Origin of the sequence: Streptomyces canus, from assembly GCF_001514145.1 — a bacterium.
In the GTDB taxonomy this organism is placed as follows: Bacteria; Actinomycetota; Actinomycetes; order Streptomycetales; family Streptomycetaceae; genus Streptomyces; species Streptomyces canus.
In genome coordinates this window covers 658,993-674,615 of record NZ_KQ948658.1, presented here as the reverse complement: position 1 = coordinate 674,615, position 15,623 = coordinate 658,993, and the positions used below count along the sequence as shown (strand labels likewise).

Sequence of the window (15,623 nt, the reverse complement as noted above, 5' to 3'; positions counted from 1 at the left end):
CCCATCCGCCAGTGCGCGCGTCAGCGCGTCCGCGCTTCGGCGAGCAGCCAGTCCAGCACGGCGGGCAGGGCGCGCAGGGCGGCGAAGTGGGCCGCCGTGGGTTCCAGGACGGCCGTGGCACGCGGGATGCGGTCGGCGAGCCAGGAGGCGTGCGAGGCCGGGGAGAAGACGTCGTCCTTGCCGTGCCACAGCAGCACCGGCACCTTGATCCGCGCCGGGTCGAAGCCCCAGGACGCGGTGAGGGCCAGGGCGTCGTCGATCCAGCCGTACGGCGAAGTGCGCAACGCCTCGCGGTAGTTGCGCAGCAGCATCGAGCGGATGGTGTTGTCCGAGACGATCAGCCGGTCGTCGGCGGTGAGGTCCTCGCGCAGCTCCTCCAGCAGGCGCGCGGGATCACTGCGGATGGCGGCGGAGCGCGGAATGATCCCGGCGGCGAAGCGCTCGGGGTCGGTGGCGGCCGTGCTCAGGGCGGCGACGTTGGAAGGCGCCATCCCCGCATACCAGTCCAGGCCCTCCGCGTCGCGTGGTGCCCACCCCACCATCGCCGCCGCCCTGGTCACCCGGTCGGGCAGCAGCGCGGCGCAGGCCAGGGCGTGCGGGGCTCCGGCGGAGCGGCCGGCCACCGCGAACCGGTCGAGTTCGAGGGCGTCGGCCACGTCGGCCACATCCTGGGCCACGTCCGCCACCCGGCGGCGCGGCATACGGTCCGAACCGCCGTATCCCGGCCGGTCGTAGCTGATGAGGCGGGCGCCGCGCTGGTGGAGGAACATCGAGCGGGGTTTCGGCCCCACCCGGCTGCCGGGCATGCCGTGCAGGAGGAACACGGGGCGTCCGTGCGGATCCCCCGAGACCTCCACCCGTAACCGTCGTCCGTCCGCCGTACGCACATGGTCGGGCACCGCCGCGCTCCCCCCACCCGAGGCCTTGACCGGGCCACGCTGCCCGAACCCTGCCCACGCGGGGGGACGGCGAAACGAATTCGCAGGTCAAACGGGACCGGAGCCAAGGAGACCGGCGCACTTCGGCCACGGAAGGAAGCCACGCGGGTCAGAGGGCGAACCAGCAGCGGACCGTGGTGCCGTCCGGCCCGGTGTGCACCCGCACGAGGTCGGTGACGAGGTTGACCATGAGCAGGCCCCGGCCGCCCTGCCGGCCATGGGAAGGCGGCCGGCGGCCTGCCAGCAGGTCGGTGAGGTGTCCCCGGTCGCGGACCTCGCACACCACGTGCCCGTCCTCGGCCCACATCCGCAGCAGGCCCGAACCGCCGCCGTGCACCACGCTGTTGGTGGTCAGCTCGGCGACAGCCAGCGCCAGGTCGTCGAGCCGGGGCCGCACCAGCCCGAACCGCTCGGCCGCGTCGGTGGCGAAGTGCCGGATCTCGCCGAGCACATCGGCGGCGAAGGCGTGGGCCGGCACGTCCGGGGCCGGCGGCAGCGGCGCGTTGTAGCGGGCGTGCACGGCCTCGAAGTCGTACCGTCCGCTCTCCTCCTCGCGTCCGGAGCCGGCGTCGACGACCACGGGGTGGGTGGCGTAGGCGTCGGCGACGGCCTGCGGGGCGAGGCGCCGGGTGTCGTAGGGGCACAGGATGGTGACCGGCCGGCCCTGGAAGGCAGCGTTGATCAGCGCCTCGTGCTGGACGCAGGCCGGGTACTCGGTGGCCGTGCGCCCGGCCCAGATCGGCTCGCCGACGATCCGCACCCGGGTGCCCGGCGGCTGGGCGTCGGCGAAGGCGCGCAGCACCCCCGGGATGATCCGGCCGGGGTTGCGCCCGGCCTCCCGCATGTCGAGGAACCGTACGGCCTCCGCGGCGCCGATCTCCGCCTTCAGCAGCCGCAGGTTCTCGGTGGGCACGGCCACGGCCACCGGTTCCCCGGCGGCGAGTGCCTTGCGTACGAACGGCACCACACCGGCGAGGTACTCCCTCTCGTCGCGGTAGAAGAGCGCGGGATGCACGAACGGACCCGCGGTCTCGACCACGGTGTTCACGGCGTCGTCACCGCGCTCCCGCCCGCCGGAAGGCGGCGCCGGGGCGTCTCGGGCCATCTGTCCACACCTGCTCTCCACTCTCCCGACCGGGCTGTCTTCCCTTCGATACGTCTCCCCGCCAGAAACGTCTCTCCGCCACTACCTGGACGAGACCGCGTTTACCCCCGGCAAGCGCCTGTCACTCCCCGATGCGCCGGGTGTACTCCCCGACGTGCCGGGCAGGCGCATTCCAGCACCGCCGGGTTCCGTGTGCGGCCACACCCTCGGACCGGGCCGGGAGCCGGTGGCGATCGGTGACTCAACGTCGTGACGACTGTGGGGAGCAGCGAGGCGGACATGAGCTCAGCGGCACACACATCGCTCGCAGGGCGAATGAACAACCTGACCATCGACGCCGGCGTGGAGGGGGGCAGGGCCGTGCTCGTCCTCCGCGGCGATCTGATCCACGGCTGTGCGGACACCCTGGCCACGGCCCTGGCGCGGTTGCCGGACGGCACCGACCGGGTCGACCTGGACATGACCGGCGTCGCCTTCATGGACACGACGGGACTGCGGTTGCTGGAGGTCCTCGACACCTACGGCCGCCGCCGTCGGATACGGGTGACGGCGACCGGCTGGAACGACCAGCCGCGCCGCGTCCTGGAGATGGCCGGTCTGGATCCCGACGATCCGCTGCACGGCCCCGGGACCCGCCGGGAGCCCGTGCCCTCCGCGGTGGTCCTGGAGCGCGCGGAACAGCTGGACCTGCTGCGCACGGAGGTCGAGCAGCTCCGGCAGGCGATGGTCACCCGCCCGGTCATCGACCAGGCGCGCGGGGTCCTGATGGCCACCCACGCCTGCTCCCCGGACCAGGCGTGGAACGTCCTGCGGGAGGCCTCGCAGCTCTCCAACACCAAGCTGCGCCAGGTCGCCGCGGGGGTCACGGCAGTGGCCGGGGGCGGTGGCCCGCTGCCCTCGCCGGAGCTGCGGCAGGCGCTGCGGACGGCGATCGACCGTTGCCTGAGCTGAGTGCCGAGGGGCAGGTCGACGAGCCGGCGGACGGGCGTCCCGCTGCCGGGCGTGGTGCTGCGGCTGGGCTGTACGGGCGCTACGGGCGGTGCGCTGAAGCGGTGCGCGCGCCGGGGTGGACGTCGATGGCCCGTCGCCGGTCGTGGGGCGTCGAGGGATTGCCCGGGCCGGTGTCAGTACGGCAGCAGCCGTCCCGACGGTGTCCTGCGGTCGATCTCGGGCTGCCGGGTGTCACGGGAGGACGAGGGCCGACGGGTGACGCGAACGCGGATCTGGCGGTTCATGGCGCCCTCCTCGGGCCTGGTTTCCTGTTCCCCGACACGAACCAGCCTCTTCCCCGAGACCCGCCCGCACATCGTGCCCACGGAGGCACCTGCCCTGCCTCCCCGGGACGACCGCACCGCCTTCCGCTACTCCCGGGGGAGGACAACTACCCCTGAGAACGCCCGATCAAGCCTTGCCCGACGGACGCACGGGGACACCCGACCGCGCACGAGGCGCACACTGGGAGGGACGCGACGGGCGGAGCCGGGTTCTCCGCGTCCGCGAGGCCCTGCCGACGGACTCGTTCCGCGGTGGCACAGGCCTCACAGGCCGGCCCGAAGCGTCACGGCCGCGGGCCCCGCAGTCCGGGGCCGGTCGGGCAGGCACACCGGCGGAGCCCGCAGCGTCGCGGTCACGGGGCCCAGCCGCCCGCGGCATACACCGGCGCCGGGACCACCACGGGGTCGCGGGCCCCGCAGCCCGGGGCCCCACGGTCGGGCGGCCACACCGGCCAGGCCCGGAACGTCGCGGGCTGCGGGGCGCAGCCGCCCGCGGCACACGCCGGCGCCGGGACCACCACGGGGTCGCGGGCCCCGCAGCCCGGGGCCCCACGGTCGGGCGGCCACACCGGCCAGGCCCGGGGCATCGCGGTCGCGGGCCCCTGCCGCCCGCGGCAGCCACCGACGCGGGACCACGCGGTCGCGACGGCCCGCAGGCCCAGCCCAAGGGGCCGAGCCAGACGCCACGGACGCCAGGAGGGGCCACGCACACAGGCACAACTCCGGACGCGCCCGCGCCTCAAGCGGCACGGTGGCGCGCTGCCGTACGGCGGCTCGGCGCGCGGCGGTGGCTCGCTGCCGTACAACTGCTCGCTGCCGTACGACCACTGCCGCGCCCCCACCGCCGCCCGGCCCCCGTCCGCCCGTCGCGGCCGGAGCAGTTGCGGGCGCTCGTCGCGGTCCTGGACGAGGCGGTGGCCGCGCAGACGCCGGCCGACGAGGCGGTGGCCGCGTGCGGCGAACCCGGTCCGGCGTCGCGCGGCACGGCACGGGACTGCGGGCAGCAGAGCATCGCCGTGCACCGGCTGCACGCCCGGCTCCAGGACCTGGGAACGACCGACCCGGACCTGGTGGCGGCGCAGGCCCACGCGGTCCGGCTGCTCGCCTACGACCTGTGGATGCTGCGCGCCTCGATGAACCTGGCCTTCACCGTCCGCCCCGTCGACCGCACCGAGGCGGCCCGTCTGCGCCTCAACGGCCTGGGCCGCCCCGCGGACGACCTCCGCCGGCTGCGCGACTCCCTGCGGGCGGAGCTCCGGGACACCTAGAGCGCTCGTGGCCGACGTATCGCTGTCCCTTTTCGGCAATACCCGGTCAAGAGTTCCCAATGAACGCTTGTGAGCATGTGCGGCGGCATCGATCATTGGCCGAATTCCGCCTGTACCACTCATCGGCAGGAGCCCCTGGTGACCGCTGGCCCCATAACCTCAGAGCCTGCGGACGCGCCGCCGGCAGCCCGGTCGGAACGCCAGAAGCTGCGCAAGCACTTCGGCCGCTTCGACATCCTGTTCTTCCTGCTGTGCACCCTCGTGGGCGTGGACACCATCGGCACGGTGGCCTCCTCCGGCGCGGAGGCGTTCACCTGGCTCATCGTGCTGGCCGCCGTGTTCTTCGTCCCCTCGGCCCTGCTGACCGCGGAGCTCGGCGCCGCGTTCCCCGACGAGGGCGGCCCGTACATCTGGACCAGCCGCGCCTTCGGCCGCCTGGCCGGCGCGGTCAACAACTTCCTCTACTGGATCACCAATCCGGTCTGGCTCGGTGGCACCCTCGCCGTCTCCGCGGTCACCGCGTACACGACCTTCTTCAACGACGGCAAGGACCTGAGCACCTGGGCCTTCTACGTCTTCACCGTCGCGTTCGTCTGGATCGGGGTCGTCGCCGCGATCCTCTCCTTCGACGTCGGCAAGTGGATCCCCACCATCGGCGCGTGGAGCCGCTTCCTCCTGCTCGGCCTGTTCACCGCCACGGTCGTCGTCTACGGCGTCCAGCACGGCCTGCACGGATTCGGACTCGGCGACTTCTCCCCGACGTACGCGGGCTTCGTCGGCCTGGTGCCCGTCCTGATGTTCAACTACGTCGGCTTCGAACTGCCCAGCACCGCGGGCGACGAGATGACCGACGCCCAGAAGGACGTGCCGTACGCCGTCTTCCGCAGCGCCGCCCTCTCCGTGCTCCTCTACGCCCTGCCGATCCTCGGCATCCTGCTCGTGCTGCCCGTCAAGGCCATCAGCGGTCTCGGCGGGTTCATCGACGCGATCCGCCAGGTCTTCACGGTCTACGGCGGCCACGTGGCCGGCGACGGCACAGCCACCCTCAGCGGAGCCGGGAGCGCGCTCGGGGACCTGGCCGCGGTCCTGTTCATCCTCACCGTACTGTCCTCGGGCGTGACCTGGGTGATGGGCTCCGACCGCGCCCTCGCGGTCTCCGGCTACGACGGCGCGGCCCCACGCTTCCTCGGCGTCATCTCCAGCCGCTTCGGCACCCCGGTCCGCGTCAACGTCCTCAGCGGGCTGGTCTCCACGGCCGTCCTGGTCCTGGCCCACGAACTCACGAACGGCAGCGCGGCGAAGCTCTTCGGCGCGGTCCTGGGCCTGGCCGTCTCCACCACCCTGGTCAGCTACCTGGGCATCTTCCCGGCGCTCGCGGTACTGCGCCACAAGGCCCCGCACGTGCCGCGCCCCTACAGGGCACCCGCTCCCCTCGCCATCAGCATCGTCCTCACCCTGCTCGTGCTGTACGCCTGCGTGCAGTTGGTCGCCCCGGGCGCTCCCTTCAGCTGGTTCAGCTCCGACTACGCCCCCGACGGCTGGACCCACGCCGAACGCTGGAAGTACCTGCTGACGGAACTCATACCGCTCGTCGGCTTCATGCTCCTCGGCGTCCTGTTCTGGGCGCTGGGCGCACCGACTCGCAGGGCGGAGGCCGAGGGGGCCGCCCTGGAGGGCAAGCTGCTCGGCTGACAAGCACATCCGACCTCCTCTCTCCTCACCCCGACAGCAAATACTTGGCTAGCCACATGTTTGCTGTTACGGTGATTATGTGTCCAGCCACCTAAATGGGTGGCGGCACGAGAGGAGTCGTCATGAAGGCCATCCTGTTCGACCGTTTCGGAGGCACCGACGTGCTGCACGAGGCGGACATCGAGGTCCCGCAGCCCGGCCCCGGCCAGATCCGCGTCCGCGTCAGGGCGGCCGGGCTGAACGCGCTGGACGGCAAGATCCGCTCCGGGGCGATGCAGGCCGCGTTCCCCACACCGCTGCCCGCCGTCCCCGGTGCCGAGCTCGCCGGCGTGGTGGACGCCCTGGGTGAGGGCGTGCAGGACGTGCAGGTGGGCGACGAGGTGCTGGGCTGGTCGGACACCGGCTCGTACGCCGAGTACGCGCTGGCCACCACCGTGGTGCCCAAGCCCGCCGGCCTCGACTGGCAGCACGCGGTCGCGTTGCCGGTGGCGGGCGAGACGGCCGAGCGGGTCCTGGACCTGCTGGGCGTCACCGCCGGCGAGACCGTACTGATGCACGGCGCGGCCGGAGCGGTCGGCACCCTCGCGGTCCAGCTCGCCACGGCCCGCGGAGCGCGTGTCATCGCCACCGCCGGCCCCGCCAACCAGGACTACCTCACCTCGCTCGGCGCCACCGCGACCCTCTACGGCGAGGGCCTGGTCGAGCGGGTCCGGGCGCTCGCCCCCGACGGCGTGGACGCCGTGTTCGACCTGGCCGGCAAGGGCGCCCTGGAGGACTCCATCGCTCTGCGCGGCGGCACCGGGCGCATCGTCACCATCGCCGACTTCCGCGCGCACCAGCTCGGCGTCACCTTCTCCAGCGGTGGCCAGGAGCGCTCGGCCGCCCGGCTGGCCGAGCTGGCGCAGGACGCGGCGACCGGCAAGCTCGTCACCACCGTCACCGCCTACCCGCTCACCGAGGCCGCCACGGCCCAGCAGGTCAGCGACGCCGGGCATGGCCGGGGCAAGCTCGCCCTCACCGTCGGCTGATCACGCCCGCCTTTCCCTCCTGTTCCGATCATCACCTGGCCATCACGCCACCGAAGGACCACCCATGCTGAACGCCCTGTGGACACCGACCACCGTCGGCGACATCTCCCTCCCGCACCGCCTGGTCATGGCCCCCATGACCCGTGACCGCTCCACACCCGAAGGCGTACCGACCGAGCTGAACGCCGAGTACTACGCCCAGCGGGCCTCGCACGCGCTCATCATCACCGAGGGGACCCAGCCCAACGCCGACGGCCAGGGCTACCTCCTCACCCCCGGCATCCACAACGACGATCAGATCGCCGGGTGGCGCAAGGTCACCGACGCCGTGCACGCGGCCGACGGCCGGATCGTCATCCAGCTGATGCACACCGGCCGCATCGCCCACCCCGACAACACCCCTCACGGCCGTCAGCCGGTCGCCCCTTCGGCGGTCCAGCCGCAGGGCGCGATGTTCACCGTGTCCGGGCCGCAGGAGATGCCGACGCCCCGTGCGCTGTCGACGCAGGAGATCGTGGCGACCGTCGACGACTTCCGCCGCGCCGCGGCGGCCGCCGTCGCGGCAGGGGCCGACGGCGTGGAGATCCACGGAGCCAACGGTTACCTGGTGCACCAGTTCCTCGCCGACAACACCAACCAGCGCACCGACCAGTACGGCGGCTCCATCGGCAACCGCATCCGCTTCGCCGTCGAGGTCGCCACCGCCGTCGCCGAGGAGATCGGCGCCCACCGCACCGGCCTGCGCATCTCCCCCGGCAACCCCTACAACGACATCGCCGAGTCCGACACCGCCGAGCTGTATCCGGCGCTCCTGCGCGCCCTCAGCCCGCTCGGCCTCGCCTACCTCCACGTGATGCACGCGGGCGACGACGCGCTGCTGGGCACCCTGCGCGAGCTGTGGCCGACCACGCTGATCCTCAACCGGGCCGGCACCGACCTGCCCACCCGCGCCAAGGACATCGACCACGGCACGGCCGACCTCGTCTCCGTCGGCGCCCTCGCCCTCGCCAACCCGGACCTCGTCGAGCGGCTACGCTCTGACGCGCCGCTGAACACCCCCGACCCGTCGACCTTCTACGGCGGCGGAGTGGCCGGCTATACCGACTACCCCACCCACACCGCCTGAGGATCCGAACCATGGCCGCCCCGACACCACGCACTCCCACGACGGCCGGCGAGGGACCGATGAGCTACGCGATCTTCCAGCTCGCGCGCGCTCACCGCGCCCGCGCCGCCGCCATGCTCCGCGAGATGGACCTGCATCCCGGGCAGGAACTGCTGCTGATGCAACTCCTCGACCGGGACGGCCAGACCCAGTCCGAGCTGCTCGAAAGCGTCGGCCTCGACCACTCCACGGTCTCCAAGTCCCTGCGCCGCATGCAGGACGCCGGCCTGCTCGTGCGCGAGCCCGCCGCACACGACCGGCGCGTCATGGTCGTCCACCTCACCGACAAGGGCCGTGCCCTGCGCGAACCCCTCGCGGCCATGTGGCAAACCCTGGAGGAGACCTCCGCACGGGGCCTGTCGGCGGAGCAGGCGGAGTCCTTCGTCCGTATCGCCTACGCCATCACCGACGCGATCAACAGCAGCGGCCCTGCGGCGGAAAAGTCCGAGTAACTCCCCCGGACAGTGCTGCAGTTGACGACGGCCCGTGCTGAACGGAGTCACGCGCCCCAACTCCCCCGTACGCCGGGAGCACGGAGGTCGGAGCCTCAGCGTCAGGGGCAGGCTCGAGCTGTCCCGGCGGAATGACGGGGGCAGGGCAACGCCCCCGCGCGGGGCCGCGACCCTTCCCCGCCGCGGCCGGCCCGCGCATCGAGGACAACCGCATCACCCGCGTCCGGGGCACCTTCCCTTCGCCCCCAAGCTGCGGGCCGGGCGTGACCCCCACCGCGGATCCGCCCACCACAGGCCCGCCCCTGAGCGCCCCGGGCCGACGGCACCCCCGCCCGCGGCCCCCCTGCCCCGCCCACCCATCCCCCCACCACTGACCTGATGGAAATGAGGCCTCCATGGCCACCACCGGCTCTACCCCCCTCCCCGTCCTCGTCGTCGGTGCCACCGGCTCTCTCGGCGGCAAGGTCGTCGACGAACTGCTCAAGCGCGGTAAGAACGTCCGCGCCCTGGTCCGGCCGACCACCGACGCGAGCAGGCTCGAAAGCCGGGGCGTCGAGATCGCCCGCGGCGACATGCTCGACCTCGACTCGCTCGTCGCCGCCATGAACGGCGCCGACGCCGTCATCACCACCGCTGCCGGCTACACCCGCGGCGGCAAGAACGCGCACGACATCGACACCGTCGGCAACGCCAACCTCGCCGAGGCCGCCCACCGGGCCGGCATCCGGCGGTTCGTCCTGACCAGCATCCTCACCAGCGACCAGACACCCCAGGTCCCGCACTTCTGGCACAAGAAGATCGCCGAGGACAAGCTCGAACAGCTCGGCGTCCCCTTCGTCGCGCTGCGCCCGGGGGCGTTCCTCGACCAGATCGCGACCATGGCGGGCGACCCGGTCGACAAGGGCCGCCTGATCTGGATGGCCAAGGCCACCGTCCCGCTGACCTTCGTCCACACCTCCGACCTCGCGGCGTACCTGGCGGCCGCCGTCGATGCCCAGGCCGCCAACGGTGAGCGCGTCGACATCGGCTGGGACCGTCCGGTCAGCATGCGCGAGATGGCCGACCTGATGGGCAAACGGGCCGGAAAGAAGATCAAGGTGTGGGCCGTCCCTTCGCTCGTCGTCCGCGCCGCGGGGGTCGTCGTCGGCCGCTTCATGCCCCTGGTCAAGGACATGGCCGCGATGTTCGGCTGGTTCGACACGGGCCGCTACGTCGCCGACACCCGCCGCCAGGAGCAGCTGTTCGGCCCCGTACCCACGGCCGAGGACATCCTCGCCCGGTACACCGACGAGCTGGGCTCGGCACGGCACCGGTGACGGTCAGGTGGTGAGGCCGGCGTCGCGGGCCACGAGGGCGGCCTGAACGCGGTTGGTGACCTCCAGCGCGGTCAGGATGCGGCTCACGTGAGCCTTGACGGTGCTCTCGCGCATGGCGAGACGGGTGGCGATGTCGGCGTTGGTGTCGCCCTGGGCGAGCAGCGCGAGTACGTCCCGTTCGCGGGGCGTGAGCCGCTCCAACCGGGCCTGGGCCGCTGTGACTTGGGGCTGTTTCGTGGCGTGGTAGCGGTCGATGAGACGCCGGGCCGCGGTGGGGTGGAGCATGGCCGACCCTGCGGCCACCAGGTGGACGGCCCGCAGGATCTCGGCGGGGTCGGTGTCCTTGAGGAGAAACCCGTCGGCTCCGGCGGCGAGGGCGTCGTAGACGTATTCGTCGAGGTCGAAGGTGGTCAGGGTGATCACCTTCGGCGGGTGCGGGAGGGCCCGTAGCCGGATCGTGGCGGTGATGCCGTCCATGCGGGGCATCCGTACGTCGACGAGGGCGACGTCGATGCGGTGTGCCGCGGCCTTCTCGACGGCCTGCAGTCCGTCGGCGGCCTGGGCCACGACCTCGATGCCGGGGTCGCCCTCGAGGAGGTCGGTCAGGCCGAGGCGGACCAGGGCGTCGTCGTCGACGATCATGGCGCGGATCATGTGGGGGTGCCGTCCTGTTCGATGCCGAGGGGGTGGGGGATACGGGCGGCCACACGCCACGCGCCCGCGCCGGCCGGTCCGGCGTTCAGGTGGCCGCCGAGGGTGGTGACGCGTTCGCGCAGGCCGACGAGTCCGTAGCCACTGCCGACTGTGTCCGTACGGGGAGTACCGGCGGGGTTGGTGACCTCGACGAGGGTGGCGGGCGGCCGGTAGTCGATGCGTACGGTCACCGGAGCACCGTCGGCGTGCTTGCGGGCGTTGGTCAGCGCTTCCTGGACGACGCGGTGCACGGCCAGGCGGTGGGTGGTGGGAGCCTGTTCGGGACGGCCGTCGGTGGTCAGCTCGACGTGCTGGCCGGCGGCGCGGGCCTCGTCCGCCAGTTCCCCCACCTCCCTCATCACCGGCGTGAGCGCGGCGCCGGCCGGCGTGGCGTCGGGGTCGCGCAGCACACCGAGTACGTCGCGCAGATCGGTGAGTGCTTCGACGGACGCCGTGCGCAGCAGATCCAGTCGTTCGACGACGGGGGCGGGCAGCATGTCGCCCTTGGTGGCCAGCACGCCGGTGTGCAGGGCGATCAGGCTCAGGCGGTGGGCCAGGACGTCGTGCATCTCGGCGGCGATACGGGACCGTTCCGCGATGCGGGCCGCTTCCTCGCGCAACTGCGACTCGACGCGCAGGTGCTCGACGTCGGCCGCCAGCGCCTGGACCAGGCGCTGGCGGCCACCCCGCCACAGCCCGACGAGCACGGCCAGCATGGGTAGAAGCAGCGTGGACGCGTAGGACTGCGCCGTCCACAGGGAGGTGGCCCGGTAGCTGAGCAGGTTGGCGCCCAGGGCGGCGACGGCACATCCCACCGCCACCCGCGCCCGGCGATCCACGGCCAGGTCGAACAGGGCGACCGTCAGCAGCGGCAGCAACGGCCATCCCCACCACGCCGTGGCCACGGTGACCAACAGCGGCGCGACCGGCCATCGCAGCCGGGGCACGAGCAGGGCCGTTCCGCACACCAGCGCCGCGGTGATGACGGCAGCCAGATGGCGCCCATCGAACGACATGTCGTTCAGCGCGGCGGCCACCACACACGACGCCACGAGTACGCCCCGCCCGTAGGCCGGCCACCTGCGGCCTTCCCTGCTGCTCACAGGGCCCATGCTAGGCAGGCCGGTGTGCCGTTCCGTCCGGCGATCGACGATCCTCACCCCCTACTTTCGTAGGGGCACGTCGTCGCAGAGCTGCGGATCCGATGCCGTACGCCGCTTTCTAGCGTCGATTCCATGAACGACTGGACCACCTCCCACGACCGTGTCCTGGCGCAGCGCAACGCCGAAGGCTGGATGTTCCTGATCGAAGCGGCCCGTGATCTGCGCACCACAGGTGCCATAGCCCCCAGCGGCACGGCCCTGGCCCGCGTGCTCACCGAGCCGGTACGGGCTCAGGCGCCCCGCCCGCTGGCGGTCCTGGAAGCCGGTGCCGGCACCGGTCCGGTCACCCGGGCCCTGATCCCGCAGCTGTCCCGCGGCAGCCGCCTGGACATCGTCGAGGCCAACCCCCGTTTCGCCGCGCGACTGCGCCACCTCGTCACCACACACCCGCATCTGGCGGCCAGGCCGACACAGGTGACCGTGCATCAGACCTACGTCGAGCAGCTCGACACCGACCAGCGGTACGACGTCATCGTCTCGGGGCTGCCGCTGACCAACTTCACGCCCGTGCAGGTCGAGCGCATCATGGCCCGCTACCTGGAGCTCCTCCACCCCGGCGGCACGCTGACCTACTTCGCCTACCTCGGCACCCGCAAGGCCCGCGCCCTGGCGGCATCGCGAGCCGAGGCCCGCCGGCACACCGCCGTCGACGAGATCATGGCCGCCTACCAGCGGACGTACGCCACGGGCCGCTGGACGGTATGGGCCAACCTGCCCCCGGCCTGCGTCTGGCACCTGCGACGTCCCCTCCTCTCCACGGAGCGCCCCGAGCCGCAGTTCGACGGGGCGAGGCGGTGAACGCGCTGTCCGACATCCTCGGCGACCTCCCGCCGACCGCGGCGTACGCGGTGGTGGCCGCCGCCGTCCTGGCCGAGTCGATCCTTCTCGTCGGCGCTTTCATCCCCACTCTGACCCTGCTCCTGACCGCCGGAGCACTGGCCCGCACCGGCCACATCAGCCTTCCCCTCGTCATCGCCGCCGCGGCCGGAGCCGTGGTGGCGGGGGACTTCCTCGCCCACCGCACCGGCAGATTCCTCGGCGCCCGGCTGCGCGGAAGCCGGACGGGCCGTCGGATACCGGGCGCCGCCTGGAACCGGGCCGAGACGCTGATGACGCGCCACGGCGGCCGGGCGGTCTTCCTGGCCCGTTTCCTGCCGGTGGTACGCACCCTCGCCCCGCACTCCGCGGGCGTCACCGGCCTGCCCTACCGCCGCATCGCCCCGTACAGCGTCGCCGCCGCATGTGTGTGGGCCTCCGCGGAAGCGGGTGTCGGATATGCCGCCGCGACCTCTCTCCAGCGCGTCCTCACCCTGGGCGGTCCTGCCCTCGCCCTGGCCGGGCTGGTGGTGATCGGGGGCGCCCTGCTGTGGCGAACATGCTCAGGCAGGTCGGACGAGGCCGGTGTCGTAGGCGAAGATCACCGCTTGGACCCGGTCCCGGACCCCGATCTTGGTGAGGATGCTGCTCACGTGTGACTTGACGGTGGACTCGGCGAGGGAGAGGCGTTCGGCGATCTCGGTGTTGCTCCAGCCGGTCGCCATGGCGGTGAGTACCTCGCGTTCGCGGTTGGTGAGGCGGGCCAGCTGACGTTGCTGTTCGGGCGTGTGGCCCGGCAGCCGGCTGCCGAAAGCATCGATGAGCTTGCGGGTCAGACCGGGCGAGATGACGGCGTCTCCGGCGGCCACCGCGCGGATACCGGCGACGAGTTCGTCGGGCATGGCGTCCTTCAACAGGAACCCGGAGGCTCCGGCGCGCAGGGCGTCGTAGGCGTATTCGTCGAGGTCGAAGGTGGTCAGGACCAGGATGCGGGAGCGGCCGCCGGACTCGACGATGCGTCTGGTGGCCTCGATGCCGTCCATGCCGGGCATGCGGACGTCCATGAGGACGACGTCGGGTTTGAGCTCGGCGGCCTTGCGGACGGCTTCGGCGCCGTGGGTGGCCTCACCGATGAGGGTGAGGTCGGGGTGCTGTTCGAGGAGCATGCTGAAGCCGAGGCGTTGCAGGGCCTGGTCGTCGACGATGAGCACGGTGGTCATGTGCGGGGGTTCTCCGTTGTCGTCGTTGGGGTCGTTTTGACGGGCGGGGCGGTCAGGAGGCGGGCGTGGACGCTCCAGCCGCCCTCGCGGTTCGGCCCGGCGGTGACCCGGCCCTGGTAGATGGCCGCGCGCTCGCGCATCCCGACCAGCCCGCGGCCGCTTCCGGTGCTCCGTCTGCGGGCCCGGGGTGTTCGCGGGGGTCCGGTGTCCTGGACATCGACGTGGACCGTGTCGGAACCGACGGCCACCCGGACGCTGACGGAGGTTCCGGCCGCGGCGTACTTGAGGGTGTTGGTGAGGGCTTCCTGGACGATGCGGTAGACGGCGAGCTGAAGGCCCGGGGCCGGTGCGGTGAGGTCGCCGTCGGTGCTGAGGGTGACCGCCGTGCCTGCCGCGCGGACACGTTCGATCAGCGGATCGAGGTCGGCCAGGCCGGGCTGTGGGGCCAGCGGGGCATCGTGCGGCCGGTCGGTCTCGTCGCCGATGACGGCGAGGAGGCGGCGCAGTTCGGCGAGGGCACTGCGGCCGCTGCCGGCGATGATCCGCAAGGTCTCGGCACCGCGGTGCGGCTTCGCCTCGGTCAGGCCCGCGGCGCCGTCGGCCAGACCGACGATCACGGCGAGGGTGTGGCCGAGGATGTCGTGCATCTCCTTGGAGACGCGGGCGCGTTCCTGGGCGACGGCGAGGCGGGCCTGCTGGTCCTTCTCCTTCTGCAGGGCGGCGATGACGACGTTGACCAGGCGGGTGGCGAGGCCGAGGCAGGCGATGGCCGTCACCGTCACCACCCCCAGCAGTACGAGGATTTCCGGCCGTGTGGCGTACTCCAACTGACCGTCGCGCCGGAGCGTGAAGGTCCAGGCGACCAGCTCCATCAGGGAGATGACGACGGCGATGAGCAGCCGGCCGGGGGTGGCGAAGCGGCCGACGTTGAAGAGGGCCACGATGCGGGCGACGTCGGCACTGGCGTTGGCGCCGTGGAGGGACCCGGTGGACTCCATCAGCACGGCGGTGGCGGTGACGAGCGCGAAGACCAGCATGGGCCTGCGCTCCCGCCACAGCAGCGGAACGGCCACGGCGATGGTGAGGACCAGCTCTTCGGCGACCCCGGATCCGCCGACGGGATGGAGTACGGACGGCAGTCCCAGGACGGCGCACAACAGCGGTACGCCCCACCTCCGGACCCGGGGGTGGGTCCGGTCCGCCCACCGCCAGGACGACAGCCGCGCGATGATCGACACGATGACACGCTGCTCGGCGTCGTTCGTCAGTGCCTCGGGCAGCTCGGGCCGGGAATCGTGTGGGGGCGTGGGGGTCAAGGTCTGTGCCCTTCGCGGTGCGGGCGGGCGGCGCCTGGGGCAGAGCGCCGACCGGGACCGATCGCTCTTCCGTGATCGTAAGAGGTGTTGCGTGGACGGGCCTGCCGGGCCCGGACCTCAATCTAGAAGCGGTATCGACGGGCGCCACGGCACTGTGGGCGGGAATGCGGCGACGCC

General features: G+C 72.4%; 15 protein-coding genes. 9 read left to right on the top strand and 6 right to left on the bottom strand.

Annotated elements, in window-relative coordinates:
• Positions 1-20: 20 nt before the first annotated feature.
• Positions 21-899, bottom strand: coding sequence for an alpha/beta fold hydrolase (locus AQJ46_RS12460; RefSeq protein WP_059205617.1), 879 nt, complete (start codon positions 897-899; stop codon positions 21-23).
• Between the two features lie 148 nt (positions 900-1,047).
• Complete coding sequence (locus AQJ46_RS12455; protein WP_404828421.1) at positions 1,048-2,043, bottom strand: anti-sigma factor RsbA family regulatory protein; 996 nt, start codon at positions 2,041-2,043, stop codon at positions 1,048-1,050.
• A 279-nt stretch (positions 2,044-2,322) separates the two neighbouring features.
• On the opposite strand from AQJ46_RS12455, the gene AQJ46_RS12450 reads away from it, so the two are divergent.
• The 7 genes from AQJ46_RS12450 (at position 2,323) to AQJ46_RS12420 (ending at position 10,238) form a co-directional block, all read left to right on the top strand.
• The gene (locus AQJ46_RS12450; RefSeq protein ID WP_059205616.1) at positions 2,323-2,994 is read left to right on the top strand and encodes an ANTAR domain-containing protein; all 672 of its coding nucleotides are present in this window, start codon (positions 2,323-2,325) and stop codon (positions 2,992-2,994) included.
• A 1,204-nt stretch (positions 2,995-4,198) separates the two neighbouring features.
• Positions 4,199-4,585 (top strand): hypothetical protein, encoded by a 387-nt coding sequence (locus AQJ46_RS12445; RefSeq protein WP_063803799.1) that lies wholly within the window; start codon positions 4,199-4,201, stop codon positions 4,583-4,585.
• A 138-nt stretch (positions 4,586-4,723) separates the two neighbouring features.
• Positions 4,724-6,277: an APC family permease gene (locus AQJ46_RS12440; protein WP_059205615.1), complete on the top strand. Its 1,554-nt coding sequence runs from the start codon at positions 4,724-4,726 to the stop codon at positions 6,275-6,277.
• A gap of 122 nt (positions 6,278-6,399) precedes the next feature.
• Positions 6,400-7,305 (top strand): NADP-dependent oxidoreductase, encoded by a 906-nt coding sequence (locus tag AQJ46_RS12435; RefSeq protein ID WP_059205614.1) that lies wholly within the window; start codon positions 6,400-6,402, stop codon positions 7,303-7,305.
• 64 nt (positions 7,306-7,369) lie between these two features.
• Positions 7,370-8,431 (top strand): alkene reductase, encoded by a 1,062-nt coding sequence (locus AQJ46_RS12430; RefSeq protein WP_059205613.1) that lies wholly within the window; start codon positions 7,370-7,372, stop codon positions 8,429-8,431.
• An 11-nt stretch (positions 8,432-8,442) separates the two neighbouring features.
• Positions 8,443-8,922: a MarR family winged helix-turn-helix transcriptional regulator gene (locus AQJ46_RS12425; protein ID WP_059205612.1), complete on the top strand. Its 480-nt coding sequence runs from the start codon at positions 8,443-8,445 to the stop codon at positions 8,920-8,922.
• Positions 8,923-9,317: 395 nt separating this feature from the next.
• The gene (locus tag AQJ46_RS12420; protein WP_059205611.1) at positions 9,318-10,238 is read left to right on the top strand and encodes an SDR family oxidoreductase; all 921 of its coding nucleotides are present in this window, start codon (positions 9,318-9,320) and stop codon (positions 10,236-10,238) included.
• Positions 10,239-10,241: 3 nt separating this feature from the next.
• On the opposite strand, the gene AQJ46_RS12415 is transcribed toward AQJ46_RS12420, so the two are convergent.
• Together AQJ46_RS12415 and AQJ46_RS12410 are read right to left on the bottom strand one after the other, a co-directional pair.
• Positions 10,242-10,892: a response regulator gene (locus AQJ46_RS12415; protein WP_059205610.1), complete on the bottom strand. Its 651-nt coding sequence runs from the start codon at positions 10,890-10,892 to the stop codon at positions 10,242-10,244.
• Complete coding sequence (locus tag AQJ46_RS12410) at positions 10,889-12,043, bottom strand: sensor histidine kinase (protein ID WP_208616919.1); 1,155 nt, start codon at positions 12,041-12,043, stop codon at positions 10,889-10,891. The genes AQJ46_RS12415 and AQJ46_RS12410 overlap by 4 nt, the downstream gene beginning before the upstream one ends.
• Positions 12,044-12,166: 123 nt before the next feature.
• Between AQJ46_RS12410 and AQJ46_RS12405 the strand changes: the two genes are divergently transcribed.
• Positions 12,167-12,892, top strand: coding sequence for a class I SAM-dependent methyltransferase (locus tag AQJ46_RS12405; protein ID WP_059205608.1), 726 nt, complete (start codon positions 12,167-12,169; stop codon positions 12,890-12,892).
• Positions 12,889-13,569: a DedA family protein gene (locus AQJ46_RS12400; protein ID WP_079072230.1), complete on the top strand. Its 681-nt coding sequence runs from the start codon at positions 12,889-12,891 to the stop codon at positions 13,567-13,569. The genes AQJ46_RS12405 and AQJ46_RS12400 overlap by 4 nt, the downstream gene beginning before the upstream one ends.
• On the opposite strand, the gene AQJ46_RS12395 is transcribed toward AQJ46_RS12400, so the two are convergent.
• Both AQJ46_RS12395 and AQJ46_RS12390 read right to left on the bottom strand, forming a co-directional pair.
• Complete coding sequence (locus AQJ46_RS12395) at positions 13,474-14,130, bottom strand: response regulator (RefSeq protein WP_057615521.1); 657 nt, start codon at positions 14,128-14,130, stop codon at positions 13,474-13,476. The genes AQJ46_RS12400 and AQJ46_RS12395 overlap by 96 nt on opposite strands.
• Positions 14,127-15,446, bottom strand: a complete 1,320-nt coding sequence (locus AQJ46_RS12390; RefSeq protein ID WP_059205607.1) for a sensor histidine kinase — start codon at positions 15,444-15,446, stop codon at positions 14,127-14,129. The genes AQJ46_RS12395 and AQJ46_RS12390 overlap by 4 nt, the downstream gene beginning before the upstream one ends.
• Positions 15,447-15,623 lie beyond the last annotated feature (177 nt).

Excerpts from the sequence above, each read along its gene's own strand:
- AQJ46_RS12420 (WP_059205611.1), top strand. The coding sequence starts at position 9,318 with ATGGCCACCACCGGCTCTACCCCCCTCCCCGTCCTCGTCGTCGGTGCC.
- AQJ46_RS12410 (WP_208616919.1), bottom strand. The coding sequence starts at position 12,043 with ATGGGCCCTGTGAGCAGCAGGGAAGGCCGCAGGTGGCCGGCCTACGGG.
- AQJ46_RS12435 (WP_059205614.1), top strand. The coding sequence starts at position 6,400 with ATGAAGGCCATCCTGTTCGACCGTTTCGGAGGCACCGACGTGCTGCAC.
- AQJ46_RS12430 (WP_059205613.1), top strand. The coding sequence starts at position 7,370 with ATGCTGAACGCCCTGTGGACACCGACCACCGTCGGCGACATCTCCCTC.
- AQJ46_RS12425 (WP_059205612.1), top strand. The coding sequence starts at position 8,443 with ATGGCCGCCCCGACACCACGCACTCCCACGACGGCCGGCGAGGGACCG.
- AQJ46_RS12395 (WP_057615521.1), bottom strand. The coding sequence starts at position 14,130 with ATGACCACCGTGCTCATCGTCGACGACCAGGCCCTGCAACGCCTCGGC.
- AQJ46_RS12405 (WP_059205608.1), top strand. The coding sequence starts at position 12,167 with ATGAACGACTGGACCACCTCCCACGACCGTGTCCTGGCGCAGCGCAAC.
- AQJ46_RS12415 (WP_059205610.1), bottom strand. The coding sequence starts at position 10,892 with ATGATCCGCGCCATGATCGTCGACGACGACGCCCTGGTCCGCCTCGGC.
- AQJ46_RS12455 (WP_404828421.1), bottom strand. The coding sequence starts at position 2,043 with ATGGCCCGAGACGCCCCGGCGCCGCCTTCCGGCGGGCGGGAGCGCGGT.
- AQJ46_RS12450 (WP_059205616.1), top strand. The coding sequence starts at position 2,323 with ATGAGCTCAGCGGCACACACATCGCTCGCAGGGCGAATGAACAACCTG.